Source organism: Bradyrhizobium sp. USDA 3397 (assembly GCF_054060965.1).
Map to the genome: position 1 here is coordinate 7,354,374 of NZ_JBSSDS010000001.1, position 26,071 is coordinate 7,380,444.

Annotated in this window: 28 protein-coding genes, 1 pseudogene and 1 riboswitch; of the genes and pseudogenes, 10 read left to right on the forward strand and 19 right to left on the reverse strand. The window is 65.7% G+C overall.

Annotated features, from left to right (window positions below):
• Positions 1–90 precede the first annotated feature (90 nt).
• The 5 genes from ACVWYQ_RS34130 to ACVWYQ_RS34150 all read right to left on the reverse strand — a co-directional run bounded on the left by ACVWYQ_RS34130 (position 91) and on the right by ACVWYQ_RS34150 (position 3,675).
• Positions 91–696 carry a thiamine phosphate synthase gene (locus ACVWYQ_RS34130; RefSeq protein WP_404543134.1) on the reverse strand — a complete coding sequence of 202 codons (606 nt, stop codon included), beginning with the start codon at positions 694–696 and terminating at the stop codon, positions 91–93.
• Positions 683–1,465, reverse strand: coding sequence for a thiazole synthase (locus tag ACVWYQ_RS34135; RefSeq protein WP_036028480.1), 783 nt, complete (start codon positions 1,463–1,465; stop codon positions 683–685). The genes ACVWYQ_RS34130 and ACVWYQ_RS34135 overlap by 14 nt, the downstream gene beginning before the upstream one ends.
• A 174-nt stretch (positions 1,466–1,639) precedes the next feature.
• Positions 1,640–1,837 (reverse strand): sulfur carrier protein ThiS, encoded by a 198-nt coding sequence (thiS, locus tag ACVWYQ_RS34140; protein ID WP_157281625.1) that lies wholly within the window; start codon positions 1,835–1,837, stop codon positions 1,640–1,642.
• Entirely contained in the window at positions 1,828–2,838 is a 1,011-nt protein-coding gene (locus tag ACVWYQ_RS34145; RefSeq protein WP_404543131.1) for an FAD-dependent oxidoreductase, read from the reverse strand. Before ACVWYQ_RS34145 ends, thiS begins: the two co-directional genes overlap by 10 nt.
• A riboswitch (TPP riboswitch) is annotated at positions 2,826–2,954 on the reverse strand. Its footprint overlaps the gene before it by 13 nt.
• Positions 2,955–3,114: 160 nt before the next feature.
• Positions 3,115–3,675 (reverse strand): lytic transglycosylase domain-containing protein, encoded by a 561-nt coding sequence (locus ACVWYQ_RS34150; RefSeq protein ID WP_157281621.1) that lies wholly within the window; start codon positions 3,673–3,675, stop codon positions 3,115–3,117.
• A 230-nt stretch (positions 3,676–3,905) separates the two neighbouring features.
• Between ACVWYQ_RS34150 and ACVWYQ_RS34155 the strand changes: the two genes are divergently transcribed.
• Complete coding sequence (locus ACVWYQ_RS34155; RefSeq protein WP_157281619.1) at positions 3,906–4,106, forward strand: hypothetical protein; 201 nt, start codon at positions 3,906–3,908, stop codon at positions 4,104–4,106.
• Positions 4,107–4,149: 43 nt separating this feature from the next.
• Here ACVWYQ_RS34155 and ACVWYQ_RS34160 read toward each other — a convergent pair.
• Positions 4,150–4,954: pseudogene (locus tag ACVWYQ_RS34160) on the reverse strand (histidine kinase dimerization/phospho-acceptor domain-containing protein); the annotation flags it as partial.
• A gap of 233 nt (positions 4,955–5,187) precedes the next feature.
• On the opposite strand from ACVWYQ_RS34160, the gene ACVWYQ_RS34165 reads away from it, so the two are divergent.
• Positions 5,188–5,715: a PRC-barrel domain-containing protein gene (locus ACVWYQ_RS34165; protein ID WP_036013268.1), complete on the forward strand. Its 528-nt coding sequence runs from the start codon at positions 5,188–5,190 to the stop codon at positions 5,713–5,715.
• A 78-nt stretch (positions 5,716–5,793) separates the two neighbouring features.
• Here ACVWYQ_RS34165 and ACVWYQ_RS34170 read toward each other — a convergent pair whose 3' ends face one another.
• The 7 genes from ACVWYQ_RS34170 to ACVWYQ_RS34200 all read right to left on the reverse strand — a co-directional run bounded on the left by ACVWYQ_RS34170 (position 5,794) and on the right by ACVWYQ_RS34200 (position 14,133).
• Positions 5,794–6,624, reverse strand: a complete 831-nt coding sequence (locus ACVWYQ_RS34170; protein ID WP_404543128.1) for an ABC transporter permease — start codon at positions 6,622–6,624, stop codon at positions 5,794–5,796.
• Positions 6,621–7,883 carry an ABC transporter permease gene (locus ACVWYQ_RS34175; protein WP_456727004.1) on the reverse strand — a complete coding sequence of 421 codons (1,263 nt, stop codon included), beginning with the start codon at positions 7,881–7,883 and terminating at the stop codon, positions 6,621–6,623. Before ACVWYQ_RS34175 ends, ACVWYQ_RS34170 begins: the two co-directional genes overlap by 4 nt.
• Positions 7,884–7,889: 6 nt before the next feature.
• Positions 7,890–8,939, reverse strand: a complete 1,050-nt coding sequence (locus ACVWYQ_RS34180) for an ABC transporter substrate-binding protein (protein WP_036038424.1) — start codon at positions 8,937–8,939, stop codon at positions 7,890–7,892.
• A gap of 64 nt (positions 8,940–9,003) precedes the next feature.
• A complete protein-coding gene (locus ACVWYQ_RS34185; RefSeq protein WP_456727005.1) occupies positions 9,004–10,113 on the reverse strand; it encodes an ABC transporter ATP-binding protein in 1,110 nt (369 codons plus the stop codon).
• Positions 10,114–10,403: 290 nt separating this feature from the next.
• Complete coding sequence (locus ACVWYQ_RS34190) at positions 10,404–11,972, reverse strand: DUF4403 family protein (RefSeq protein WP_456727235.1); 1,569 nt, start codon at positions 11,970–11,972, stop codon at positions 10,404–10,406.
• 272 nt (positions 11,973–12,244) lie between these two features.
• Positions 12,245–12,883, reverse strand: a complete 639-nt coding sequence (locus ACVWYQ_RS34195) for a Vgb family protein (RefSeq protein WP_404543120.1) — start codon at positions 12,881–12,883, stop codon at positions 12,245–12,247.
• Positions 12,884–12,912: 29 nt separating this feature from the next.
• The gene (locus ACVWYQ_RS34200; protein ID WP_404543119.1) at positions 12,913–14,133 is read right to left on the reverse strand and encodes a helix-turn-helix domain-containing protein; all 1,221 of its coding nucleotides are present in this window, start codon (positions 14,131–14,133) and stop codon (positions 12,913–12,915) included.
• Positions 14,134–14,223: 90 nt separating this feature from the next.
• Between ACVWYQ_RS34200 and ACVWYQ_RS34205 the strand changes: the two genes are divergently transcribed.
• Together ACVWYQ_RS34205 and ACVWYQ_RS34210 are read left to right on the forward strand one after the other, a co-directional pair.
• Complete coding sequence (locus ACVWYQ_RS34205; RefSeq protein WP_157281604.1) at positions 14,224–15,018, forward strand: DUF899 domain-containing protein; 795 nt, start codon at positions 14,224–14,226, stop codon at positions 15,016–15,018.
• Positions 15,015–15,281 carry a hypothetical protein gene (locus tag ACVWYQ_RS34210; RefSeq protein ID WP_404543117.1) on the forward strand — a complete coding sequence of 89 codons (267 nt, stop codon included), beginning with the start codon at positions 15,015–15,017 and terminating at the stop codon, positions 15,279–15,281. The genes ACVWYQ_RS34205 and ACVWYQ_RS34210 overlap by 4 nt, the downstream gene beginning before the upstream one ends.
• Positions 15,282–15,411: 130 nt before the next feature.
• Here ACVWYQ_RS34210 and ACVWYQ_RS34215 read toward each other — a convergent pair whose 3' ends face one another.
• From ACVWYQ_RS34215 to ACVWYQ_RS34225, 3 genes are all read right to left on the reverse strand, one after another.
• On the reverse strand, positions 15,412–15,750 hold the full coding sequence (locus tag ACVWYQ_RS34215; RefSeq protein ID WP_456727006.1) for a GIY-YIG nuclease family protein: 339 nt from the start codon (positions 15,748–15,750) through the stop codon (positions 15,412–15,414).
• A gap of 196 nt (positions 15,751–15,946) precedes the next feature.
• Positions 15,947–16,363, reverse strand: coding sequence for a c-type cytochrome (locus tag ACVWYQ_RS34220; RefSeq protein WP_404543115.1), 417 nt, complete (start codon positions 16,361–16,363; stop codon positions 15,947–15,949).
• Positions 16,364–16,474: 111 nt separating this feature from the next.
• Entirely contained in the window at positions 16,475–17,197 is a 723-nt protein-coding gene (locus ACVWYQ_RS34225; protein ID WP_157281595.1) for a L,D-transpeptidase, read from the reverse strand.
• A 273-nt stretch (positions 17,198–17,470) separates the two neighbouring features.
• Between ACVWYQ_RS34225 and ACVWYQ_RS34230 the strand changes: the two genes are divergently transcribed.
• The 3 genes from ACVWYQ_RS34230 (at position 17,471) to ACVWYQ_RS34240 (ending at position 20,031) form a co-directional block, all read left to right on the forward strand.
• Entirely contained in the window at positions 17,471–18,523 is a 1,053-nt protein-coding gene (locus ACVWYQ_RS34230) for a glycosyltransferase family 4 protein (RefSeq protein WP_456727007.1), read from the forward strand.
• 33 nt (positions 18,524–18,556) lie between these two features.
• A complete protein-coding gene (locus ACVWYQ_RS34235; RefSeq protein WP_271542726.1) occupies positions 18,557–19,246 on the forward strand; it encodes a class I SAM-dependent methyltransferase in 690 nt (229 codons plus the stop codon).
• A gap of 125 nt (positions 19,247–19,371) precedes the next feature.
• Positions 19,372–20,031 carry a hypothetical protein gene (locus tag ACVWYQ_RS34240; protein ID WP_404543113.1) on the forward strand — a complete coding sequence of 220 codons (660 nt, stop codon included), beginning with the start codon at positions 19,372–19,374 and terminating at the stop codon, positions 20,029–20,031.
• A gap of 306 nt (positions 20,032–20,337) precedes the next feature.
• Here ACVWYQ_RS34240 and ACVWYQ_RS34245 read toward each other — a convergent pair whose 3' ends face one another.
• Positions 20,338–22,002, reverse strand: coding sequence for an aminotransferase class III-fold pyridoxal phosphate-dependent enzyme (locus ACVWYQ_RS34245; RefSeq protein ID WP_456727008.1), 1,665 nt, complete (start codon positions 22,000–22,002; stop codon positions 20,338–20,340).
• 35 nt (positions 22,003–22,037) lie between these two features.
• Between ACVWYQ_RS34245 and asd the strand changes: the two genes are divergently transcribed.
• Positions 22,038–22,901 (forward strand): archaetidylserine decarboxylase, encoded by an 864-nt coding sequence (gene asd / locus ACVWYQ_RS34250; protein ID WP_128263736.1) that lies wholly within the window; start codon positions 22,038–22,040, stop codon positions 22,899–22,901.
• Positions 22,902–22,969: 68 nt separating this feature from the next.
• Positions 22,970–23,551, forward strand: coding sequence for an NUDIX hydrolase (locus ACVWYQ_RS34255; protein ID WP_271542719.1), 582 nt, complete (start codon positions 22,970–22,972; stop codon positions 23,549–23,551).
• A 207-nt stretch (positions 23,552–23,758) separates the two neighbouring features.
• Here ACVWYQ_RS34255 and ACVWYQ_RS34260 read toward each other — a convergent pair whose 3' ends face one another.
• Entirely contained in the window at positions 23,759–24,535 is a 777-nt protein-coding gene (locus ACVWYQ_RS34260) for a DUF2147 domain-containing protein (protein WP_275508675.1), read from the reverse strand.
• 194 nt (positions 24,536–24,729) lie between these two features.
• Between ACVWYQ_RS34260 and ACVWYQ_RS34265 the strand changes: the two genes are divergently transcribed.
• Complete coding sequence (locus tag ACVWYQ_RS34265) at positions 24,730–25,629, forward strand: DUF2147 domain-containing protein (protein ID WP_404543112.1); 900 nt, start codon at positions 24,730–24,732, stop codon at positions 25,627–25,629.
• Positions 25,630–25,825: 196 nt separating this feature from the next.
• Here ACVWYQ_RS34265 and ACVWYQ_RS34270 read toward each other — a convergent pair whose 3' ends face one another.
• Entirely contained in the window at positions 25,826–26,005 is a 180-nt protein-coding gene (locus tag ACVWYQ_RS34270) for a hypothetical protein (protein ID WP_271542713.1), read from the reverse strand.
• Between the last annotated feature and the right edge of the window lie 66 nt (positions 26,006–26,071).

The window sequence follows — 26,071 nt, forward strand, 5'->3', positions numbered from 1 at the left end:
CGGTGCGGCTGGAGCCGAGAGGCCGCGGCGTACTGGATCGCCCGGTCAAGCCGGGCGATGACAGTTGAGGGTGTGGGGAAAGCGTGCGCATCACGCCGCCTCCTTCAGACCAAGCCATTGCCGCACGCGGGCATCGGGATCGGGGTTTTGGGTGACGTCGGAGACAACAGCAATCGAATCCGCGCCGGCGGCGAAGATCTCCGCGGCTTGCTCGAACTTGATGCCGCCGATCGCGACCAGCGGGATGGTGCCAATGCGCTTTTTCCATTCGGTGATTTTGGGAATGCCTTGCGGCTCGAAGCGCATCGATTTGAGCGTGGTGAAGAAGATCGGACCGAGCGCGACGTAGTCAGGCTTGGCGGCCAGCGCGGTCGCAAGCTCGGCGTCGTCATGGGTGGAGATGCCGAGCTTGAGGCCGGCCTCGCGGATCGCGCCGAGGTCGGCCTCGGCCAGGTCCTCCTGGCCGAGATGCAGATATTCTGCGCCGGCGACGATCGCGGCGCGCCAATAATCGTTCACGACCAGCTTGGCCTGCGTGCCCTTGGTGATCGCCAGCGCGTCGGAGACGATCTGCAGCGCCTGCGAGTCGTCGAGGTCCTTGGCGCGCAGCTGGATGGTGCCGACGCCGAGTTTTGTCAGGCGCTCGACCCAGGCGAGGCTGTCGACGACGGGATAGAAGCGATCAGGATACGGCATGCCAGAACGGGGTCCCAACGACAGGGGTGGAGGGCGAAGCGAAATCGCGGGCGTTCATCAGCCCGGCCTCGTAAGCGGTGCGGCCGGCCTCGCAGCCGAGGCGGAAGGCGTTCGCCATTGCGACGGGATCGGCGGCTTTGGCGATGGCGGTGTTGAGCAGCACGGCATCATAGCCGAGCTCGAACGCCTGCGCGGCGTGGGAAGGCGCCCCTAAGCCAGCGTCGACCACCAGCGTGATGTCGGGCAGCCGCTCGCGCAGCAGTTTTAGCGCATCGCGGTTGGTGATGCCCTTGGCGCTGCCAATCGGCGCGGCCCACGGCATCACCACCTTGCACCCAGTTTCGACCAGGCGGCTCGCGACCGAGAGATCCTCCGTGCAATAGGGAAAGACTTCAAAACCGTCCTTGATCAGGATGCCGGCGGCTTCGACGAGACCGACGACGTCGGGCTGCAGCGTGTCGTTGTCGGCGATCACTTCGAGCTTGATCCAGCTTGTGCCGAACAATTCGCGCGCGAGTTTTGCGGTGGTCACCGCCTCGCGTACGGTGCGGCATCCCGCGGTGTTCGGCAGCACGGTGACGTCGAGCTCGCGGATCAGCTTCCAGAACGCATCGCCGGTCTTGCCGCCGGCGGATTCGCGCCGCAGCGAGACCGTGACGATGTTGGCGCCGGAGGCGCGGATCGCGCCTTGCATGATCGCAGGCGAGGGATAGAGCGCGCTGCCGATCAGCAGGCGGGAGGCGAAGGTTTTGCCGTAGAAGGTCACCATGTGGCAGGTGTCTCCGCAAGTGCAGGAGTCATCCCCGCGAAGGCGGGGATCCAGTACGCCGCAGCAGCGCGGCTGGAACCGTGAAGCCGCGGGGTACTGGATCGCCCGGTCAAGCCGGGCGATGACAGTGGGGTGTAGGGAATGCGCCGGTGGGACAAATAGACAGCCATCACCTCACCCTCCCTGCCGCGGCGTGATGATCTCGATCTCGTCGCCGGCCTTGAGCTGCGTCTCGGCCCAGCGGCTCTTCGGCACGACGTCGTAGTTCAGCGCGATGGCGAAATGGCTGCCTTCGTAGTCGAGCTCGGCGAGCAGCGCGTCGACGCTGGCTGCGCTGACCTCGCGCGGCTCACCGTTGACGATCAGGCGCATTGCATTACCTCGTTGTCGATCTGGCCGCGCTCGACATAGGCGAGCGTCAGCTCGGCGAGCGCCGGCGCGATCAGGAAGCCGTGGCGGTAGAGGCCGTTGACGCTGATCTTGCGATCGCGAATGCCGATGCGCGGCAAATTGTCGGGAAAGGCGGGCCGAAGCCCCGAGCCGAACTCGACGATACGGGCCTCGCCGAACGCCGGGTGCACGGTGTAGGCCGCGCCCAAGAGCTCCAGCGCGGAGCGGACGCTGACGCCGGTGTCTTCCGCCTCGATCGAGGTCGCGCCCAGCATGAACAGGCCGTTCTCGCGCGGGATCACGTAGAGCGGCCAGCGCGGGTGGATCAGCCGCACCGGGCGCGCCAGCTGCACCTCGTCCGTCTCGATCAGGATCATCTCGCCCTTGACGCCGCGAAGCTCGCTCTGCTCGTCGCGGGCACCAAGGCCGCGGCAGTCGATGACGATGCCGTCAAGCTCGTTCGCAGTGACGTCGCTGCAGAACTTGATGGTGCCGCCGGCAGCCTTGATGCGCTCGTGCAGCTGCGGCAGCACGCGGCGCGGCTCGACATGGCCCTCGGCGGGGAAGAACAGCGCATCGCGGAAGCGGCCCTCCAGCGACGGCTCGAGCGCGGCAAGGCCGGCGGCATCGAGCCGGCGGTGATGCTCGGTCATGCGCGCAAACCGCTCGAAATCGTTGCGCTCGCGCGGATGGGCGACGACCAGCGAGCCGTTGAACGGCGTGTCGGGCAGCTCGCGCCGCCAGAGATCGAGCGAGCGCAGCCCCAGACGGCTGATGATGGGCTCGGCGACTTCGGCCTCGCAATAGGGCGCGAGCATGCCGCCGGCCCAATGGCTGGTGGCATCCGTCATCGCCTCGTCACCGCGCTCGTGCAAGGTGACGGCGTGACCGGCCTGCGCGAATAGCAGCGCCTGCCAGGCGCCCGCGATGCCTGCGCCGATGATGGATACCGGTGAATCCGGTCGCTTGATGGTCTGCAACATCCCTGTCCCTTCGCCGGCATGACCCGGATCAGGTTCAAAGGGTCACCGCGGTCCTGGGCGGTATTGCCCATTTAGCGGTATCTCAGCTCCTCCTCGGAGCACCCCTCGGAACGGTGGTAATGTATGCCAGCGGGACGGGGTGGTCAACGCGTGTTGGCGCGGAACCCGACCGTGCCCCGGACGCAGCGCTGAGCCGGGGCCCATTGTTGTGTAGGGGCTGGGTCCCGGCTCTGCGACGCAACGCTCGCGCGTTGCGTCTCGTCCGGGACACGAAGGCTACTTTAATGCCTGCGCCCGCGCGTTGCGGACGCGCTGGGCGAGCTTCCTCTGCGCCGGCGCGGCGAACATCGGCTGCGGATTGCCGTTCGGCTCGAGCCAAGGTTGGCCCATAGTGCCCTGGCCCATGGTGTCGCCCATACTCGCGACCTGGACGGCCTCCTGCCGCTGGCGCTTTGCAGCGTAGTAATAGCCGCCCGCGAAATAACGCACGGCTCGCGCGTGATCGCCATTGGCGGCGCGGTAGGCGCCGGCGAGGTACTTCACCGCATAAGTGAGGTTGGTGTTGGGATCGCGCAGGCCGGCGGCATCGCCGGTGTAGCCGACCCCGCGGGCGGTCGCGAGCTTGATCTGCATCAGCCCGATGGTGCCGCCGCGACCGACCACATGCGGCTGATAGCGGCTTTCGCGCATGATGACGCGATGCACCAGCGCTTCCGGCACGCCGTTGGCGCGGGCATGGGCGGCGACCATCTCGGCATATTCGGCTTGCCCGGCGAAAGCTGCCTGCGGCAACGTCAATCCGGCCGCGAGCAGCGCGACAATTCGTAAGATTTTCATCGAAGTATTCCTCGGCAGAACGGACCCGCACCCAGCGCGTTAGGCCGTGGGAACACGGCGATGATGTGGCGAAATGTCACCAGCGGCAATTTTTGCCGGCTCGTCGCTTTTGCGACTCAAACCTGGGTTAAGCTCGGACCTGGTAGAGCGCCTTACGCGACAGCGGGTCTGTCCATTTCGCGCATTCGCCCAACAATCGCTACTCAAAACCAGCACTCGGGAGGACGTCCATGAATCCTGCAGACATCGACGACATTCCCAAGCAGAACCCTTGCGCACAATGTGGCACACCGATCCCGTTTCCTGACTGGATCGAGCCGGGCGAAGGCCGCGTCTCTTATCTCTGGACCTGCCACGCCTGCAACTATCGCTTCGAGGCGGTGGCGATCTTCCCGCACGAGGCCATCGAGCACCCGCCGCTCGCGGCTTGATCAGGCGGCGCGGCGCCTGCGAGACCGGCAATTTCATCCGCACGACCAGCTTGGTGACGCCGCGATGCAGATCGTCGGGGCGCGCGGCGGCGGTCGCGGACGCCGGCCCGACATAATGCACGAGGTGGCCCATATCGCCGAACTGATTGGCGACGAGCTGCAGCGTGCTGGCGATGTCGACCAGCGTCACCGCCTCGACCTTGCGGTCGTCGCGCAAGAGCGACAGCACCGATTCCAGCATCGCGCGCATCTGGTCTAGATCCATCAGCATGCGCTTGCGGTTGCTCTCGTCCTCGATGAACTCGGCGCGCAGGCGCAGCCGCGTGATCGGCGTGCGCAAATCGTGGCTGATGGCGGCCAGCATCCGCGTGCGGTCCGACATCAACCGCACGATCCGCTCGTGCATGCGGTTGAGCGCGCGCGCCACCGCGCGGATCTCCTCCGGGCCGCGGCTCGGGCAGCGGCTCGGCGGCGCCGTCGAGGCTGAAATTCTCCGCCGCCGCGGCGAAGGACGACAGCGGCCTCGTCAGCGCGCGCGCCGCCCACAGGCCGAGCACGGTGACGCAGATGAAGGCGCTCATCAGCCAGGGCGCGCCAGAGAACAACGGCCGCGGGGCGCCATCGACATGGCCCGCGATCACGGTGCCGTCGGGCAATTGCACGCCGATACGGGGCTCGATGCTGCCTGACGCCAGCCGTCCGGTCTTGTAGGCGCGGCCGAGATGGCGGCGCATCCAGCGCAGATGCAGGCTGTCGCTCTCCGCGAGATCGGCCGTGCCGGGCGCCAGCATCTCAATGCCGAGCCCGGGAAAGGCGCGCGCGAGATTGGTGACAAGGCGCGGACGCGCTCCTAATCGACTACAAGAGCTGACCTCGGCGACGCCGGGTCGGCGCGGTCCTCGCCGCGGTCCTGCCTTGCCCCAATGCGCACGATCGTCGGGGGGAACCGTGCATCGCAAAATGTTCCTGAGTGACGCAGGAACAGTTCGCGCATGGCGCGACGAAATTGCGGCACGCACGGAACTGCGCCCGATCAGAGCGGTTTTCTCCGCACGAGTTTTCTGTGAAGGAGAGGACAACCATGTTGATGAAATCGATCGTCACCGGCCTCGCCGGTACCGCGCTACTTGCGACCGTCGCAATCGCGCAAACGCCGCCCGCCGCCACCACCGACAAGGCGGCCCCTGCGGCCACCGCAACGACCACGACGGCTTCCGGCCAGTGGCGCACCTCGAAGATGGACGGCCTGAAGGTCTACAATGAGGCCAACGAGAACATCGGCACGATCAACGACCTGCTGATGGACAAGAACGGTGACATCAAGATCGCCGTGATCGGAGTCGGCGGCTTCCTCGGCATGGGCGAGCATCTGGTCGCCGTGCCCTACGAGAAGCTGAAATTCGTCAACGAGCCCGTCGCCTATACCGGCACCGGCGCGAACACCGGCGCCCGGCCCGCTGGCACGACGACCGGCGCTGCGACCGGTACCGACAGGCCCGCAGCGACCGCATCGACGTCGTCCGCGTCAAAATGGTATCCGGACCACGCCGTGTTCAATGCCAGCAAGGACGAGCTGAAGAACATGCCGCAGTTCAAGTACGCGGAGTAATGCGGCTCGCGTAACTGCCTGAACGAAGCGCGCCTGGTTTTCACCGGGCGCGCTGTCGTGCTTCGACCTCCTGCGTCCTCAACCCCCGCTGCCCTTCAGCCGTTCATTACGCCGCCGCAGGGCTTCCAGGGTGGCAAGCAAGATGACCGAGACGGTCGTCAAGATCACGGCCGCTGCCGTGATGGTCGGGCTGATGTTCTCGCGGATGCCGCTGAACATCTCGCGCGGCAGGGTCCGCTGCTCGGGACCCGCCATGAACAGCACGATCACCACCTCATCGAAGCTGGTCGCAAACGCGAACAGGGCGCCAGACGCCAGACCCGGCAGGATCAGCGGCAGGATCACGCGACGGAACGCGTAGATTGGCGAGGCGCCGAGCGAGGCGGCGGCGCGCGCCAGGTTGGTGTCGAAGCTCTGCAGAGTCGCCCCGACCGTGATCACCACGAAGGGCGTCGCCAGCGCGGTGTGGGCCAGGATCAGGCCGAGATAGCTGCCGGTCAGGCCGATCGGCGCGAAGAAGAAGTACAGGCCGACCGCGGTGATGACGCCGGGCACGACCACCGGCGACAGCACGAAGGCCAGCACGAGCGGCTTGAACCGGCTCTTCCACTGCGCCAGCCCCAGCGCGGCCAGCGTGCCGAGGACCATGGACAACAGCGTCGAGGCGATGCCGATGATCATGCTGTTCTTGAGCGAGTTCATCCAGCGCGGCGAATTGACGAAGTCGTCGTACCAGCGCAAGGAAAGACCCGGCAGCGGATAGGTGAGGTACGAGCTTGAACTGAAGGACAGCGGCATGATCGCGAGGATCGGCGCGATCAGGAAGATGAAAACCAGCGTGGAGACAACGATAGTCGCGGTCCACGCGATGCGCTGGCTGGGGGTGCGCAAGGAGGAATTGTCGCTCAATTCTTCATCCCTCCCGTGACCTGCTGGCCCTGCACCAGCTTGCCGTAGACGAGAGCGAGCAGAACGGTGGCCAGCAGCAGCACCGCGCCCAGCGCCGAAGCAAGGCCCCAATTGGCCGTCTCGGTCGTGTAGAGGGCGATGAAGTAGCTGATCATCTGGTCGGCGGCGCCGCCGACGAGGGCCGGCGTGATGTAGTAGCCGAGCGCCAGGATGAAGACGAGCAGGCTTCCCGCGCCGATGCCAGGCAGGGTCTGCGGCAGGTAGATCCGCAGGAAGGCGGTGAGGGGTGGCGCACCGAGCGAGGCGGCGGCCCGCATGTAAGCGGGCGAGATCGCCTTCATGCTGCTGTACAGCGGCAGGATCATGAACGGCAGCAGAACGTGGGTCATGGCAACGCAGACGCCGAAGCGGTTGTAGATCAGGCGCAAGGGCGCGTCGATGATGCCGAGCCAGAGCAGACTGTCGTTCACGACGCCCTTGCTCTGCAACAGGACGATCCAGGCGCAGGTGCGAACCAGGAGCGACGTCCAGAACGGCAGCAGCACGAAGATCATCAAGAGGTTCGACCGGCCGGGCGGCAGCGTCGCCAGGAGGTAAGCGACCGGAAAGCCGAGGATCAGGCAGAGCGCCGTGACACCGAGGCTGATGAGAAATGTGCGGAGGAAAATGTCGCGGTAGATGGCCTGATCCGGTGGTGCGGCGACGATCGCGCCGTCCGCGTTTCGCGTCAGGTCGAGCGAGGCAAGCAGGTAGAAGCCGGTGATCGGGCCGCTCGCGTTCTTGATCGTGGTCCAGGTGGCGCGTTCGCGCCAGGCGGGGTTGATCCTGCCCAGCGTCTCCCTGGCCGTACCGGGCTCAGGCACCGCCTTCAGATTGCGTCCCGTGCTGGTCAGGATCGTGCGGAAGCCGTTCAGCGCGTAGTTGAGCCGTTTGGCCGCAATCGCAAGGGTGCCAGCGGCGCGCGCCGCCAGGATGTCGCTTGCAAGCGCCGCATAGGCGTTTTCATCCGGCAGGTCCTTGCCGTCCCAGCTGGCAAGAGCAGCGACCGTTTGCGGCAGGACCTGACGCACCTCCCAGTCCTCGACCGAGCGCCACAGCATGCCGGCGATGGGACCTGCGAAGGTGAAGAGCAGAAACAGCAGAAGCGGCAGGACCAGCGCCAATGCCTTGACCTGGCGTGTCCGCTCCGCACGCCGCAATCGGCGTTTGAGCGGCACCTCGGTCGACGCATTGGCGCCAGTTAGAAGCGCTTTGGTCATTGATTGCTATTTCGCGGCCCATTTGTTGAAGCGCTCGGTCAGGCGGTCGATGTTCTCGAGCCAGAAGGCCACGTTGATCTCGACCGCGTTCTTGATGTTATCAGGCGCCGTCGGCAGGTCCTTCAGGACGGCGGGCGCGAGCCGGCCGGCGGCATCCTTGTTCGAAGTGCCATAGGCAATGTTCTCCGACAGCTTGGACTGGTTCTCCGCCTTGCCGACGAAGTCCAGGAACTTGTAGGCCGCGTCCTTGTTCGGGCTCCCCTTCAGGATGACCCAGCTGTCGAGAGTGAACAGCGCGCCGTCCCACACCATGCCAAAGTTCTTCTTCTCGTTTTTGTTCGCGGTGTCGATGCGGCCATTGTAGACCGAGGTCATCGCCACCTCGCCGGAGGCGAGCAATTGCGGCGGCTGCGCGCCGGCCTTCCACCAGACGAGGTCGCCCTTGATGGTGTCGAGCTTTTTGAAGGCGCGCTCGATGCCTTCGTCGGTCGCCAGCACCTTGTAGACGTCCTTCGGTGCGACGCCGTCGGCCATGAGGGCGATCTCCAGCGTGGTCTTCGGGCCCTGGCGCAGCGCGCGCTTGCCCGGAATCTTCTTGGTGTCGAAGAAGTCGGCCCAGCCTTTCGGGGCCTCCTTCAGCTTGTCCTTGTCGTAGCCGAGCACGAAATCGTAGAGGATGGCGCCGACGCCGCAAGGATTGACCGACGGCGGGATATAGGCGGCCTCGCCGCCGATCTTGGAATAGTCCAGCTTCTCGAACAGGCCCTCTTCACAGCCGACCGCGAGCTCATCGCTCTCGACCTGGACGACGTCCCAGGTGGCGGCACCTCCCTGCACCTTGGCGCGCAGCACGCCGACGCCGCCGTCCCAGGATTCGTCGTTCATCGCGATGCCGGACGCTTTCTTGAACGGCTCGAAATAGACCTTCTTCTGGGCCTCCTGATACGCACCGCCCCACGAGACGACGGTGAGGTCACGCGCCTCCGCGACATTGGCCAGCGCAGCACTGGCGCCCAGTGCCGCGGCGAAACCCAGAGCAATCTTGCGCTTCAGCATGGTCTTCGTTCCTTCTTCATGTGAGTTGCGTTGACATCGAGTGTTCAGTTTCGTCGCCGGCAGATCAGACGGGATCGAGGGCGAGGCAGTCCTCCGGGCGGAAAGTGATGAGCACGCTTTCGCCAGGTCTTAGGCCGTGATGCGCTCCCGGCTGAAGCTTGACCATGAACTCGGCGTTGCCGGCCACATCCAGCACGGCCAGCGCGTGGTCACCGAGATAGATGGTGTTCTGCACTTTTGCCGGCAGCCGGTTCGGTCCCTCACTGGAATTGCCATTGGGAATTATTGCGACACGCTCCGGCCGCACCGACAGGGAGGTCGATGCGCCTGCGCCTGACACGTTGACCGCCCGTGCGGCGACTGTGCCGCCACCGGCCAGCGCGACGCGGCAATAATCCCTTTCGACACTTTCCAGGGTGCCGGCGAGCACATTGTTCTCGCCGATGAAATGGGCGACGAAGCTGTTCACGGGATGCTCATACAGCGCGTCGGGGCGGTCGATCTGCTGCACGATGCCGTCGTTGAATACGGCGATGCGGTCCGACATCGTGAGCGCTTCGCTCTGGTCGTGGGTGACATAGACGACCGTGATGCCCATCGTCTCGTGCAGCTGCTTGATCTCCAGCTGCATCTGCTCCCGCAGACGCTTGTCCAGTGCGCCCAGGGGCTCGTCCATCAGCACGAGCTGCGGATTGAACACCAGCGCGCGGGCCAGCGCCACGCGTTGCTGCTGACCGCCGGACAATTGCCCGGGCCGCCGGTGCGCCAAAGTTTCCATCTTGATCATGCGCAGCGCCGCGCTGACGCGCTCTTGCGTTTCCGCCTTGCTCGACTTGCGCACCGACAGCGGGAAGGCGATGTTTTCAGCGATCGTCAGGTGCGGAAACAGCGCGTAGTTCTGGAACACCATGCCGATGTCGCGCTTGTGCGGCGGCACGTTCTTGATCGGCCGCTCGCTGAGGTAGATCTCGCCATGGGTCGGCACCTCGAAGCCGGCCAGCATCATCAGCGTGGTCGTCTTGCCCGATCCCGACGGGCCGAGCAGGGTGATGAATTCGCCCTTCCTGATGTCGAGGTCGAGGTTCTTCACCACGAGATGCTTGCCATCATAGGTCTTTTGAATGCCGGAAAAACGCACCAGCGCCGGCGCAGGCGTGACCATGCCGGCTTCCATGTTGTCCTCGCGTTGTCCCCTACAATGCGCGTGCGAGATTAGCATCCTGCAGCGAGAATGCCAGCGGCGCAAGCGACGAGGAATTGTGCAGGTCCGGCGAGTGGCGGGGCTATCGCATATGAACAGTGCACGTCTGGCACGATAGTCCCCACATCGTCATGGCCGGGCTTGCCTCGGCCATCCACGCCTTGCCGCGCAGCACAAAGAACGTGGATGCCCGGGACAAGCCTGGGCATGACGACCTCTGGTGAAGGTCCAAATGCAATAGCCCTGCGACTCGTAGGGACGCGCTACATCCCCGACAGCTTCGTCACGAATACGTTCAGTGAGCCGCCGGCTTCCGCAACCACGCGCAGAGTCTTGGAATCGAAGGCGATGTCGGCGAGAGTGAGGCTCTCGATCCTGGCCTCGACCTTGAGGCCGTCCTCGCTCTTCTGGTAGTCGGCGATTGCGGCGGCGATCTTCTCGCGGGCGTTGGCGGCGATCGGCTTCAGATCGAGCGTTGCCCTCTGCAGCAGCGCCTGCTGCATCTGCGGGACGACGGCGCGGGCGGCGGCACCCAACAGGCCGAAGGCGGCCTCGGATTCCACCGCGAGCTGGATGTCGGTGAGCCGCAGCGTCTGCTGCGCCTGGTCGAGCACCGGCCGGCCCCAGATGTGCACATTCGCCTCGGCGCCGAGGCCGAACCAGCTCTTCTTTTCCTTGGCGCGCACCAGAAGCGAAATCAGCAGTTGGTCGCCGGAGGGGATCACGTTGGCGCTCTTGACGGTGACGTCGACCGGGCCGGAGCCGTCCTCGGGATAGGTGCGGCCGACCATCTGCGCCGCGATCAGCTTGTTGATCTCGGTGAAGGGCACGTCGATCGGCACGCCGATGTTCACGCCGGTGCCGGTCGGCGGTACGATCGAGATCTTGTCGGGGAACGGACAGTCCGGCTTGGTCGGCGTCGAGGTCACGCGTGTCTCGGCTTCGAGGCCGAGCAGCAAGGTCACGGCCTGCGCATCGACGCGCGGCTGCGCCGCGATCGCGCGCACCGGCTTCATCTCGAGCCAGAGCGGCGGCAGCGCCGCCGAGGCGCTAGATCCTTGCAGCGGGATCGAGCGGCAGGCCTTGATCCATTGCGCTTTGGCATTCTCGCGCAGCGAGGAATCGTTGCGGATGCGCTCGGAGACGGCGTTGATCTGCTCGCCGACGGTCTTGTCAATCAGCGGCTTGACCTGCGCGGGCACGTTGACCTTGGCGCCGGCGACGTTGAGGTTGGTGTCGCCGAGATTGACCTGGGCGCCGAGATTGGGCTCCAGATACCAGGCGGCGGCGAGCTTCGGGCGCGAGGTGACGACGACGTTGCCCTTGATCTCAGCGCTCGCGTTCAGGTTCTTGATGTTGACCGCGCCGATCCGCTTCGCGGCGTCGCCGCCGAGCACGCTGCCGAGCGCATCGCCAAGCGCGCCTGTGGCCTTCGACGACAGCGAGCCGGTCACGTTGAGCTTGCCGGTGAGCGGGGTCGAGATCGTCAGCACGTCCTTGTCGCCGGCTGCCGCCATCGGGCCCCGGACGGCGGACCAGCCGATATCGGCATTCTCCAGGATCTGCGAGATCGGGTTGTCGGCCTTGCCGGCGAAATTGCGCGGCGCGGCCCTCTCGGCCTGCTCGCGGATCGCCGACAGCGCGATGGCGACCGGCGCGATCACGATGGAGCTCTTCGAGGCCGGCGGCAGCGGCGGCAACTGAGCGACCGGCGGCGCCGAATCTGTCGCGCGCGGCGCCAGTAAGTCCATCGCCTTCAGGCTGATGAAGAACGACGCCGCGAGCACCGCGACACCGATCAGGATAGTCTTCACATTCCACGTCAGATGCATCAATCCCCCAAGTCGCCCCGACGGGGATTCTACAGGGCGGGCGAGGAGGGCGCTAGAGCGCACCCGTTGGGTGGAATTGGGGCGAAACCGCAGCGTGAGATCTGCGACTGCGGCCATCCTTCGAGACGCCCGCCGTTGGCGGGCCCTCAGGATGAGGACCGTGTGTGTGCGGCGCTGGCTTCAGCGAGCGCCGATGTTGCTTAGCCTCATCCTGAGGAGACCGCGAAGCGGTCGTCTCGAAGGACGAGGCTAAGCGCTCAGCTCACCGTGAACTAGCTTTGCCGCGGGCGCCGGACCGCTCTCACCTTGCCGCGATTGCCGCCGCCGCAGAAGAAACGGTCACCGCCGTCCGATTCCAGGCCTGACACGATCGTGCCGGCGGGCATGTCGATCTGCTCGATCACTTGTCCCGTTTCCGAGTCGATCCGGCGCAAATCGCTCTGTTCGTTCTCCCAGGTGCCGTGCCAGAGCTCGCCGTCCACCCAGGTCACCCCGGTCACGAAGCGCTTGCTCTCGATGGTGCGGAGGATCTTCCCCGTTTCGGGGTCAATTTGATGGATCTTGCGCTCGCGATATTGCCCGACCCAGAGCGAGCCCTCGGCCCAGGCGAGGCCGGAATCGCCGCCGCCGCCGGGCGCCGGAATGGTGCCGAGCACCTTGCCCGAGGCCGCATCGATCTTCTGGATGCGGTCCTCGGCGATCTGGAATAGGTGCCGTCCGTCGAACGCCGTTCCCGCATGCGCGGCGACGTCGATGGAGCGCGCGATCCTGCCGTCGGCCGGATCGAGCGCGTTCAGCTTGTCGCCGGAGGCGAACCAGACTCGCGTGCCGTCATAGGTGACGCCATGCACGGCTTCGACGCCTGGAAAGGGGCCATATTCCGTGACGATCTCGGCGGCTGAACGTTTCATGTGCTTGCTCCCTGTGCTTAACGCGCATCCTACGTCTTCAGGAGCGGCGTGGGGAGTAACAAGCCTGTCGGGAAACCCGGAACGGGCGGCGTCATCCAGCGGCGCGCCCGTCCGTGTCCGTACGACTGCACCTTGCCCGACCGCGCCAGGTCCTCGAGCGCGCGCTGCACGGTGCGCGGACTGATGCGAAGCGCAAGCGCGAGCGCCGAGCTCGACCATGGCTCGCCGTCGGTAAGAAAGGCGAGGACGGCGGCGTGCCTCTCCTCAACGGGCCGCGCCAGCACGAGGACGTCGCGCGTCTTCCGCGGCGCCAGCACGAAGCCTTGCTTCGTCGCGCTGATATCGGCCAGCGGCGCGAGCTTGGTGCGGAGCCGTCCGATCTCGACGCGCAGGCGCGCGCGGTGCGATTCGTCGGCGTGCCCGGCTCGAAAGGCGCCGGATATCAGCGTCTCGCGCGAGACATCCGCAGGCCATGCCTGGGCCAGGAGACGCGCGAGCGCGAACAGCACGGGGCGCGTTCCGAGCGACACCGCGACGCCTTGCCTGCGCACGACGTGATGAAAGGTATCCACGACCAGCGCCGTCGAGGTCGCCAGACGTTCGACCTCTCCCAGCAACAGCGGATGTTCGCTGCCGCGGGCGATCAGGCGTGCTGCCGGCGTGTCGAGGATCAGGCTCGCGCTGTCGACCTCGGCCACGAGCGCCGGAATGGCTGCAAGGCGCGCTGCGTGAGCCGCGCGGCCGAGCGCCGTGCGCGCGTCGTTCGTTCTGAGCCGCCTGATGGCGATGCCGGCGAGCACGAGCTCGCGGACGACCTGCGACGCGGGCGGGAGCATGGCGGGACGGACTTCGGCGAGCGTGCGCTCGGCCTCGTCGAGGCGCCCGACCAGAAGCAGGCGGCGGGCCTCGACATGGCCTGCATGGGCGGCATTGACGAGATCGCCGTGCTGTTCGAGCGTCGCGCGTGCCGCCGCGAGCGTCTTCACCGGCCAGTTCAGATCGCGCGAGACCAGCGCGATCTCGGCTTCGGCCACCAGGCATCTTGCGCGTGCCACCGCCTCGCGCGGACCGAAGGCGCGCGCGGCGGTGCGCAGCAGCAACTTGGCCTTGGCGAGATCGCCGAGCTGCGCCATCGCGATGCCGCGCAGCGCCAGCGACGGCGCATCGTTGCGCAGCGCGACGCGGTTCAGGGCCCCGAGCGGATCGCCGGCCTCTAACGCGCGCGCAGCGGCAGTGATCAGCGATTCCATGTCAATCCCGCCACACTTGTTACTCCCGCACCGTGGCCGCTTGGTGCCAGAAATCGTTGGCAGGACGTCGAGCAAAAGCTTTGGAGAGTCATGATGACATCAGCAGAAAAAGCAGGAACCAACGGAAAGACCGCCATGCAGACACCGCCGGTGGTGTCTCCGCAGGACTGGGAGGCGGCCCGTCTGCAGCTGCTCGTGAAGGAGAAGGCGCATACCCGTGCCCGCGACGCCCTGGCCGCCGAGCGGCGCCGCATGCCATGGATGGCGGTCGACAAAACCTATGCGTTCGAGGGCCCCGGCGGCAAGCTCAGTCTGCACGAGCTGTTCCAGGGCCGGCGGCAACTGATCGTTTATCGCGCCTTCTTCGAGCCCGGTGTGTTCGGCTGGCCCGATCACGCCTGCCGCGGCTGCTCCATGGTGGCCGACCAGGTCGCCCATGTCTCGCACTTGAATGCCCGCGACACCACGCTGGTGTTCGCGTCGCGCGCGCCGTACGCCGACATCGTCAGGCTGAAGCAGCGGATGGGCTGGACCATGCCCTGGGTCACCATCACCGACAGCTTCGATGCCGATTTCGGCGTCGACGAATGGCACGGCACCAACGTGTTCTACCGCGACGGAACGCGAATCTTCCGCACCTATTTGGTCAAGAGCCGCGGCGACGAGCAGATGGGCGGGACCTGGAACTATCTCGACATCACCCCGCTCGGCCGCCAGGAGGTGTGGGAGGACTCGCCTCCGGGCTATCCACAGACGCCGACCTACAAATGGTGGAACTGGCACGACAGCTACGAGGAGGGCGCCGCGCCCGACAAGCGATGGGTGGAGATCTCGGACGCCGGCGAGAAAGCCTTCCGCGAGGAGGCCGCGGGAGAACGGAAATGACCGGCCCGGTCAGCGCGGTCCCCGGCGCCAGCCCCGACGCTGTGGCGGCCGCGCGCCACCTCGCCAAATGGCTGGCGCTGGCGGCCACGCCGACTTTCGCGATCATGGCCGTGATGACGGCCATGATCGGGGGTGGGCCGGCGGACATGCTGTGCGGCGCCGGGCAAGGCTCCCTGCTCGGCGGGATGGTGCCGATGTATCTCTTGATGAGCGCGTTTCATGCCGCGGCGTGGCTGAGGCTGATGGCGGAGCGGCGGCGGTAGCGGCCGGTGAAGCGATCCGCCGGTGCGAACGCCTCGTCCTTCGAGACGCGCGCAAGGGCGCGCTCCTCAGGATGAGGCTATCTGGCATTTGGCGAGTGGCGCAAGTACTGGATGACTGCGAGCCACACACTCAGTCCTCATCCTGAGGGCCCGCCGTAGACGGGCGTCTCGAAGGATGATGTGATCCTCGCTTTGCCAGCTCATGCAGCTCGGCGAAGCCGCCGCGCATGAACGCCTCCTTCTTCGCGCGGCTCCATTTCTTGAGCTTGCGCTCGCATTCGATCGCGTCGGTGATGTGGTCGAACCATTGGGAGAAGATCAGCGTGACGGGGCGACGAGACATCGTGTAGCCCTCGAACGTGCCGGCGTTGTGTTGAGCGACCCTAATCTCGAGCTCGGTGCGCGTCGTGCCGATGTAGTAGCTGCCGTCCGCGCATTGGAGAATGTAGAGCCACGCGCCGTCGGTCATCGTGAACGCCTCGTCCTTCGAGACGCGCGCAACGGCGCGCTCCTCAGGATGAGGCTATCTGGCAGTCCTGCCTTGGCGCAAGAGGATTGATCATGACCGGGAAACGTCTCGGCAGCCAATCGAAGCAGCAGACTCAGTCCTCATCCTGAGGGCCCGCCGCAGGCGGGCGTCTCGAAGGATGCGCCGCAATCACCGGTCACTGCGACATTGCCTTCAGATGCGTTACCACTTTCGCCGCCTCCTCCGCCGAGATACCGCCATAGGGCTGCATCTTGTGGCCGGACACGACTTCGTCCGGCTTGACCATGAAGCGGGTGAGCTTGTCCTGGTCCCAGGCGAAGCCGGCTTCTTTCATGGACGAGGAGTAATTGTAGTCCGGCAGCGAGCCGGCCTTGCGTCCGACGATCTTGTTGAGATTGGGACCGAGGCGATTGTCGCCTTCCTTCATGGAATGGCAGGTGCGGCAGGAATTGTTGAAAGCCTGCTTGCCGGCGTCGTCATTCGCGGGTTGCTGCGCGCGCGAGGCGTGCGCGGACACGAGCAGCGTCAGTGCTCCGGCGCAGGCGAGGGCGTGCAGCCATGGGCTTGGCGAGGGTTGCCTTCGTGGTCGCATTTGCGCCTCCATCGGGGATTGCGCCGCAACAGGCGCAACGGGGATGTCGAGGGCAAACGAAAACGGCCCCGGTGGGTTCCGGGGCCGTTCGCGTTACGTTGTCCTGTCGCTTCAGCGGCTCGCGGCGCCGAGGTCTGCGCGGCGCTCGGTCATCGGCAGCACGATCACCTTGGTGCCGACGTTGACGCGGGAATAGAGGTCGGTGACGTCCTCGTTGGTCATGCGGATGCAGCCGGAGGACACGCGCTTGCCGATGGTTTCAGGGGCGTTGGTGCCGTGGATGCGGTAGATGGTGCCGCCGAGATACATGGCGCGCGCGCCGAGCGGATTGCCGGGGCCGCCGGCCATGTGGCGCGGCAGATAGGGCTGGCGGGCGATCATCTCCGGCGGCGGCGTCCAGGCCGGCCACTCGGCCTTGCGGCTCACTGACTGGATTCCGGACCAGGTGAAGCCGTCGCGGCCGACGCCGATGCCGTAGCGCAGTGCCTGGCCATTGCCGAGCACGTAATAGAGATAGGTATTGGGCGTATCGATGATGATTGTGCCCGGCGCTTCGCGCGTCGCGTAGGAGACGGTCTGGCGGCGGAAGCGGGCCGGCAGCTCGACCGCGTCCTGATCCTCAGGCTCGGTCTGGTAGGTCGGCGCCTGATAGGGCTGATACGGCTGATAGGGCTGCAGCGGCTGCGGCGCGGTCATCGGCGGCAGCGGCTGGAAGAACGGGAAGATCTGCACCGGCGCGGCCTTGGCTGCACCAGCGAACGCGATTGCGGAAACCGCGACGGCACTGAGTGCAACGGCGCGCGAAAACGTCTTGAACGTGTCCAGATTGAACATGTGATCGCCCCTGTTTGCTCGGTGTTTTGCTCACCGCGGCACCGTTGCGGTGCTCCGTTGCCTAAAGTCCTAACGGCAAAACGTTTCGGGACATTTGCGCGGAAAACCGAAAACGGTTTCACGGCGGCAAGAATTGTTTCATGACAGTTTCGTGGCTCCGCCGGCTCGTTAACGAACAAAACAGCACGCCGACACTTCTGTGACGTCACACGCCTGAAATAACCTTCGTTGATGGTCGATGCCTGAGAATCATCAAACTCTCGGGATCTTCCCATGCGGGTATTAATCGCGACGGACGCCTGGCATCCGCAGGTCAACGGTGTGGTCCGCACCCTGACCTCCCTAGCGAATGCGGCCAAGGCCCTCGACGTCGAGATCGACTTCCTCACCCCCGACGGCTTTCCGTCCTGGCCGCTGCCGACCTATCCGGGCCTGCGCTTCGCGCTGCCTTCGGCGAAGGAGATCGCGCGGCGGATCGAGAAGGCCGCGCCAGAGGCGCTGCATATCGCGACCGAGGGCCCGATCGGCTGGGCGGCGCGCGCTTATTGTCGCCGCAACCGGCTCGCCTTCACCACCTCCTACACGACCCGCTTTCCGGAATACGTCTCGGTGCGGACCGGCATCCCGGCGGGCGTCGGCTACGCGGTGCTGCGCCACTTCCACGATGCCGCCGCCATGACCATGGTGGCGACGCCCTCGCTGCGGCAGGAGCTGTCCGAGCGCGGCTTCAAGCGGCTCGGCTTCTGGACGCGCGGCGTCGACACCGGGCTGTTTCATCCCGACGCTCCGGCACAGCTCGACCTGCCGCGCCCGATCTTCATGACAATGGGGCGCGTGGCGGTGGAGAAGAATCTCGAAGCGTTCCTGTCGCTCGACCTGCCCGGCACCAAGGTCGTCGTCGGCGACGGCCCGCAGAAGGCGGCGCTGGAGAAGAAATATCCGGACGCAGTCTTCCTCGGCGAGAAGAAGGGGGCGGATCTCACGGCCCATCTCGCCGCGGCCGACGTATTCGTGTTTCCGAGCCTGACCGACACCTTTGGCGTGGTGCAGCTCGAGGCGCTCGCCTGCGGCACGCCGGTTGCGGCGTTTCCGGTGACGGGACCGAAAGACGTCATTGCCGATCACCCGATCGGCGCGATCGACCACGATCTGGGCTCCGCCTGCCTGCGCGCGCTCACGATGTCGCGCGAGACCTGCCGCAATTTCGCGCTGGAGCACTCCTGGGAGAACAGCGCGCGCCAGTTCGTCGGCAACCTCACCTCACTGCAGCCCAGCCGCGTCCTGCGCGCCTCGCCTCGCATGGCGCGGCGGCCGGTGCGCGGCTGACCGTTTATTCGAACCACAGCGAGAACCTCATCGATGGCTAAGATCATGAACTTTGACGGCACCCAGCAGCTGGACCTCACGCGCGGCACGGTCGAGCAGGCCTATGACCGCTGGGCACCGGTCTACGATCTCGTGTTCGGCGGCGTGTTCGCCAAGGGCCGGCAGGCGGCGATCGCGGCCACCAACAAGATCGGCGGCCGCGTGCTCGAGGTCGGCGTCGGCACCGGCATCTCGCTGCCGCTCTACGCGCCGAACCTGCGCATCTTCGGCACCGACATTTCGGAAGCGATGCTGGACAAGGCGCGCCGCCGCGTGACGGAGCAGAAGCTGAAGAACGTCGAGGGCCTCGCGGTGATGGACGCCGAGAAGCTCGAATTCCCCGATAATTCCTTCGACGTCGTGATGGCGCAATACGTCGTCACCGCCGTGCCGAACCCGGAGAAGGCGCTCGACGAATTCGCCCGCGTGCTGCGTCCGGGCGGCGAATTGATCATCCTCACCCGCGTCAGCGCCGACACCGGGATGCGCCGCTTCATCGAGCAGAAGCTGCAGCCGGTGGTGCGTCCGCTCGGCTTCCGCACCGCCGAATTCGCCTGGTCGCGCTATGCCAAATGGCTCGCCGGCGCGCACGGCATCGAGCTTGCCGAGCGCCGCTTGATTCCGCCGCTGGGACACTTCTCGCTGGTGCGCTTCCGCAAGGTCGACGTCGCCAAAGCGGCGTGATCTGAAGCTCACGCGTCGCGTGCGTCATCGCGCCGCTGCACATCGTCACATGACAAAATGATGATGTCACACGGCCTACATCGAATCCCTGTAATCCTGAACCCGAAAGCATTTTGGGGAAGAGCATGATCAAGAATTATCTCGAGCAGCTGCGGATCCAGCGCTGGGACGACCATCGCTACTATCACCACAGCCGCATCAATCAGAGCCTGCACTTCGTCAGCGCGCTGAGCTTCCTGTTCGCCTATGTCTGGCTGTTCATCGATCCCGTCGTCTCCGCGCTGGTCGGCTGGTTGGTGTCGATGACCTCGCGCCAGGCCGGCCACTTCTTCTTCGAGCCGCACACCTACGACCACATCAACCAGGCGACGCACGAGTACAAGGAAGAGATCAAGGTCGGCTACAATTTGCAGCGCAAAGTGGTGCTGATGGCGATCTGGGCGCTGTCGCCGCTGGTGCTGGTCGTCGATCCCACCCTGTTCGGCATCTTCACGCCCTGGCAGAGCGCGACCGACTTCATGCGGCAGGTGGCGAAGATCTGGCTCGTGGTCGGCGGCGGCGGCCTGTTGTTCCGCACCGTGCACCTGTTCTTCATCCGCGACGTCGAGACCGGCCTCGTCTGGATGACCAAGATCCTGACCGATCCCTTCCACGATCTGATGCTCTATCGCAAAGCCCCGCTCGCTTTGATGCGCGGCGAGCTGATGGATCCCGGCCTGCACCTCAATCCCGAGCACACGCTGGGCTTCATCGACGAGCCCGTGCTCGAAGAGCAGCACGCTTGAAGCGCGCGGCGCACGCGACAGGCTCCGATGTCTGATGGCTACGTCATGCCCGGGCTTGTCCCGGGCATCCACGTGTTCGGGGCTGCGAACGCGGTGCTTCCTTCACCTCTCCCCGCGTGCGGGGAGAGGTCGAATTTGCGCGGAGCGCAAATTCGGGTGAGGGGGGCTATCCGCGGGGACGCTGCCAGATGGTCGTGCGTCAATGCTCACCGCACGCGCGGAGAGCCCCCCTCACCCCGACCCTCTCCCCGCAAGCGGGGCGAGGGAGAAGGGCGAGCGGTGATCGGGGCTAAGTGTCAGAGAGCCTCAGCGCCCGAAGCGCTTGGCCAGCATCTCTTTCAGGATCTGGCGCTTGATCTGCTTGTTGGTGAGCACGCCATCGTGCCACCAGAAGCCGTCGGCCTTCATCTTCTGGGCGGCGCGGACGAAGCGGTCGGCGACTTCGGTGAAGTCGGCGTCGGTGTAGTTGAGGCTGAAGATCAGCCGTCCCGTGCCGACCCAGCTCAACGCCAGGCCTTCGGCGCGCAGGTAATATTGCAGCATCCAATTGTAGCGGGACGGCGTGGTGTATTTCACCGTCCAGATCGAGGAGAAGTTGGCGAAGCGCACCGGCAGGTCGGCATCCTGCATCATCTGGTTGAGCTTCTTCACGCGCCCGTTCCAGGTCTCTTCCAGCCCGTCATAAACGGCGCGGAAGTTCGGGCTGGCGAGGCGGCTCAGGAACTCGTCCATCGCCGTCATGACGTAGGGATGCGAGTTGAAGGTGCCGCGGGCGAAGCAGATGTCGGCGGGACGGTCGTCGCGGAAGCGCCGCATCAATTCGCGCTTGCCGCAGACCACGCCGACCGGCAGGCCGCCGGCGAGGCTCTTGCCATAGGTCACCATGTCGGCCTTGACGCCGAAATATTCCTGGGCGCCGCCGGCGGCGAGGCGGAAGCCGACGAAGACCTCGTCGAAGATCAGGACAATACCGCGCTCGCTGCAAACCTCGCGCAGCTTCTTCAGCCATTCGGTGTAGGCCGCGCGATCGAAATTGCCGCCGCGGGAGGAATCGACCAGCGAGGAATCCCCGGGCGCGTTGGCGTTGGGATGCAGCCCCTGCAGCGGGTTGACCAGAACGCAGGCGATGTCCTTGCGCGTGCGCAGGACATGGAGCGTCTTCTCCGACATCTCGGCGAGGGTGTAGGTCTCGTGCGCAGGAATGGGATTGCCGACGCCCGGCTGCACGTCGCCCCACCAGCCGTGATAGGCGCCGGCGAAACGAACCAGGTGCGTGCGCTTGGTGTGGTAGCGCGCCAGCCGCACCGCCTGCATCACGGCTTCGGTGCCGGACATGTGGAACGAGACCTCGTCGAGGCCGGAGATTTGGCAGAGCCGCTGCACATTCTCGAGGATGACGGGATGGTAGGGGCCGAGCACGGGGCCGAGCGCATGCGCGCGCTTCTCGGCGCCCTCGATGCACTCCTTGTAGAAGTCGTTGCCGAAGATGTTGACGCCGTAGGAGCCCGTGAGGTCGTAGAAGCTGTTGCCGTCGACATCGGTGACGGTGACGCCGCTGGACGATTCCATGAAGGTCGAGGTCCCCAGATGCTCGCGGACGAGGCGCGAGAACTGGAACGGCACGCGATAGCTTTCGGTGAAGTTGAGATCGGAGATCTGCTCCGCCGCTTCCTTGGTCATCGCGCGGCCTTTGGGGTAGCGCTCGGCGTAGAGCCTGGCGAGACGGAAGAAGGCGTCCTTGCGTTGCGCTGCGATGTTCGCCGGCGCACCGTCGCAGGCGAAGTATTGATCGCCCTCGAACTCGTAGAACGGCAGCAGCCGCGCCACCCGGCGCGACATCTTGGAGTGCCCGGCGAGCGAGCGGTGCTTGGCGCGGGAGAGTTCGACCCGCGCCTTGATCTTCGGGAGGACGGCGGCAGCGGACGCTGCGGCGGCCACGGACATCGAGAGAATCGGGAGTGTCGTTTCCATGACAACAAGCGCTAAACCTGCGAGCTGACAGATTCATGACAGTCAAAGCCCTCATCGCCTCTTTCACTCAGCAGGAAGACCTCAACTTCCTGTTGACCAATCGCATCCCCCGCGCGGCCCTGACCCGCTTCATGGGCTGGTTCTCCAAGATCGAGAATCCCCTGGTGCGGGACTTCTCGATCGCGCTGTGGAAGCTGTTCTCCGACCTCGATCTGTCGGAGGCAAGCAAGACGCAGTTCAGGAGTCTGCACGACTGCTTCACCCGGGAGCTGAAGCCGGGCCTGCGGCCCTTCGATCCTGATCCTGCGGTGGTGGCGAGCCCCTCCGACGGCATCGTCGGCGCTCACGGGAAAATCGCGGACACCGAGCTGTTCCAGGTCAAGGGCGCGCCCTATTCGCTGCTCGATCTCGTCGGCGATTCCGCGCTGGTCGAGCAGCACCGCAACGGCTCCTTCGTCACGCTGCGGCTGACGTCGAGCATGTATCACCGCTTCCATGCGCCCTATGACGCGCACATCGAGCGGGTCACGCTGATCCATGGCGACGTCTGGAACGTCAACCCGATTGCGCTCAAGCGCGTCGAGCGTCTGTTCTGCAAGAACGAGCGCGCGGTGATCCGCACGCATTTGTCGACCGGCGAAGCCGTGACGCTGGTGCCGGTGGCGGCGATCCTGGTCGCGAGCATCCGCCTGCACTTCCTCGACATGGTGCTGAACGCGCAGACGCGCGGCCCGGTCAATTTTCCCTGCGACGTCAACGTGAGCAAAGGCGAGGAGCTCGGCTGGTTCGAGCACGGCTCGACCATCATCATCCTCGCGCCCGGCGATTTCTCCTTCTGCGACGGCATTGCCGAGGGCACGCGCATTCGCGCGGGGCAAGCGTTGCTCAGGAGAAAGTAGCCTTCAATCCGCCGCCCCCGCCGCCTATATCGTCGGGTGGGGACGATTCGATCGATACGGATGTGACGATGGCGCGGGCGCCGGTCATGGCGGCGGGTGGTATTGTGTTGCGGCGCGCGCCGGTGCCGCTGGTTGCAGTCGTGCGCCAGCGCAAGCGCAACGAATGGGTCCTGCCCAAGGGCAAGCTCGACGACGGCGAGACGCCGAGGGAAGCCGCGCACCGCGAGGTGCTGGAGGAGACCGGCCACGACGTCGCCGTGCACGAATTTCTGGGCACGCTGGTCTATCAGTCCGGCGGGCGCTCCAAGGTCGTGCATTACTGGCGGATGGAGGCCGACGGCGGGCCGGTCCGCAAGCTGATGAACGACATCAAGGCGGTCGACTGGTTGACGCTGGACGACGCGATCGCCCGTCTGTCGCGCGAATACGAACGCGTCTTCCTGACTCAGATCGGACCGATCGCGCTCGCGGCGGCAGGGCTGGCGCCTCTGTCCGTCCCGGAGCAGGTTTCCGAGCCGGTGTCGCCGTTGGCGAAGGACGACATCCATGCATCTTTGCAGACGCTGACACAAGCGGAAGCAGCTTCTGTCGATGAGTTGCGGCATGGCCTGTTGCAGAAGGTGAAGGCTTGGCTGCGCGGCGAGGCGTGAGTTCTCTCGACCTCGCCCCGCTTGCGGGGAAAGGTCGGATTGCATCGTAGGTGCAATCCGGGTGAGGGGGACTCTCCGCGAGTCTCACTGTCACTATTTCTGCCGAAGCAGCCCCTCACCCCAACCCTCTCCCCGTAAGAACGGGGCGAGGGAGCGCACCGAGCGCGCTCACGTGCGTCGAACGTGTTTGAGCCGACCCTCCGCGCGTCAGCTGACGCGCTTCCAGGTCTGACCGCCGCAGAACATGCCGCCGAAGGCGCAGCCCTGCACGCGCATCACGTTCGGACCTTTCATCGAGATCGTGGAGTCGTAATTGCGTCCGGAGTTGGGATCGCGAATGCGGCCGCTCCACTTCGATCCTTCGGGCTTCATGTTGATCAGGATGCGCTCATTGGTCTTCTCGGCATAGCCGCAGAGATTGGCGCCACACTGCTCGACGCGGACATTGCCCTTGTTCTCTTCGGTCGCCCAGATGCCGATCGGCGAGTTCGCTGCGGCCACGGGCGCGGCAGCCACCGGAGCCGGCGCGGGAGCCGCGGCGACGGGAGCGGTGGCAGCAACGGGCGCGGGCGCCGCAACCGGAGCAGGCTGCGAATTGTCGAAGCCAATAGAGGGAGCGGCGGCAGCGGTCGCGGCTGGGGCAGCGGGCGCGGCTGGCGCTGCCGGCGCAGTCGCTTGCGGCACCGGCTGCTGCTGCACGGGAGCCGGCGCGGGCTGCGCCGTCGTGGGCGCCGGAGCCGGCGTGGTGTCCTCGTCATCGTCCTTGGAGCCGCCAAGGCCCTTGAGGTTGATGTTGTTCAGCTTGATCGGCTTGTCCGACAGGCCCGGCGCGACGATGGTCACGCAGTTGAGCGAAGCGCAGTTGCGCGGCGTCTCGATGCGGATGTGCTGGCCCTCGATCTGGAACGAGATCGAATTGCCGGCATGCGCGGCGGCGGTCGAAGCCAGGAAGAGGGCGGTGGCGGCGATGGAGAGCTTGTTCATGACAACCTCCGAAAATAGCGCGGTCCCGATATGGACTGGTGTCGCTGGTGGATGAAGCGTGGTTCGACCCTACGCCGCGGCGGTCGGGCGTTCTGTGATGGGCGTCACAACGAGCGAACAACGCCTGGGTGATGCAGCGCACATTCAGCCTCGCCTGCGCTGCGTAACGTCGTCGCGACCTGAGGGAAACGCAGATGCAGCGGCTTGCAACCTGGCTTGCCACTTGTCTTGCCACATCGATCGCGCTGCTGGCGGTCGCGCCGACGGCGCAGGCCGGCTCCTACACGTTCTCGATCGGCGGCAGCCGGTTCCATGTCGAGGCGCCGCGCAATTGCCGAGCCGCGTCCTGTATTACGGTGGCTCCCAAGCGCAGCCTCAGGCCGACGGGGGATGTCGGCCCGGCACGAACTGTGCAGCCGGCGCCCGCGCCGATGGTCCAGGCGCCGCAGCCGGCTTGTCCGGCGGCAGCGGTCAAGCCGCCACAAGCGGCTGTGGTGGTGCCGCCACCGGCGCCTCCCGCCCTTGCCGCGGCGACATCGCAGCCCGTTGCACCGCCGCCGGCGCCAAGCTTGGAGATTGCAAGAATGGAGACGCTGAGCCCCGGTCCGCCGCGGGTTGACCTGGAGCGCACCGATCAGCCGAAGACCGCCGCGCTCGAACCGCCGCGCATCGAGCCGCCGGTCATCGTTCCGAGCACCGAGATCAATCAGACCGTAGCGGTGGCGCAGATCACCACTGACACGGGCCACGCGCTGCTCGGCGAATGGGAGAGCCTAGGTGCCAAGGGCACGGTCCGCATCGAGCGCTGTGGAGCTGCGTTGTGCGGTTACGCGCTCAGTGAAGCGTCGAGCCGCGGCGAGAGCGTGCTCGTCAACATGAAGCCGAGGAAGCGCGATGTCTGGGCCGGCAGCATCTACAGCCGCTCCAGCGGCAACACCTACTACGCGAGGATGACGCTGAAGGGCTCCGGCAAGCTGCACGTCGAAGCCTGCGCGCTCGGCCGCTTCTGGTGCTCCGGCAACGACTGGACGCGAGTCGATGCGCCACGGGAGGAGATCACCGCCTCGTCGCAATCCTCGCGCACGCGGTCGTAGTGTTTCTTACCCTCCCTTGGAGGGGGAGGGTCGATCGCGCGCAGCGCGAGCGGGGTGGGGTGATCTCTCCTCTCGGACACTGTGGATGGGGAGAGACTGTCACCCCACCCCGCTACGCATTCCGCTTCGCTACATGCGCAGCGACCCTCCCCCTCCAGGGGAGGGTAAGCAGCCGCGTTGTGTCGATCGATGCCGTCTAAATCATCCCGAGCACGATGGCGCCGACGAAGGCCATGGCGAGGTAGGCGGTGATAACGCTCAATCTGCCGGCGAACGTCATGAGGTCGCTCCCTCCGTGCGCGTTGCTTGGCGCGCAGCTCTTATGGTTAACAGAAAGTCTCTTTCTGAAAAAGTCAGGCTCGCTGTCGCTCGTCATCGGCAGCAACCGGCGCCGCCGCGCCCGGTATGGTTAAAGAACACTGAAATCAACACGTTGAAGAGT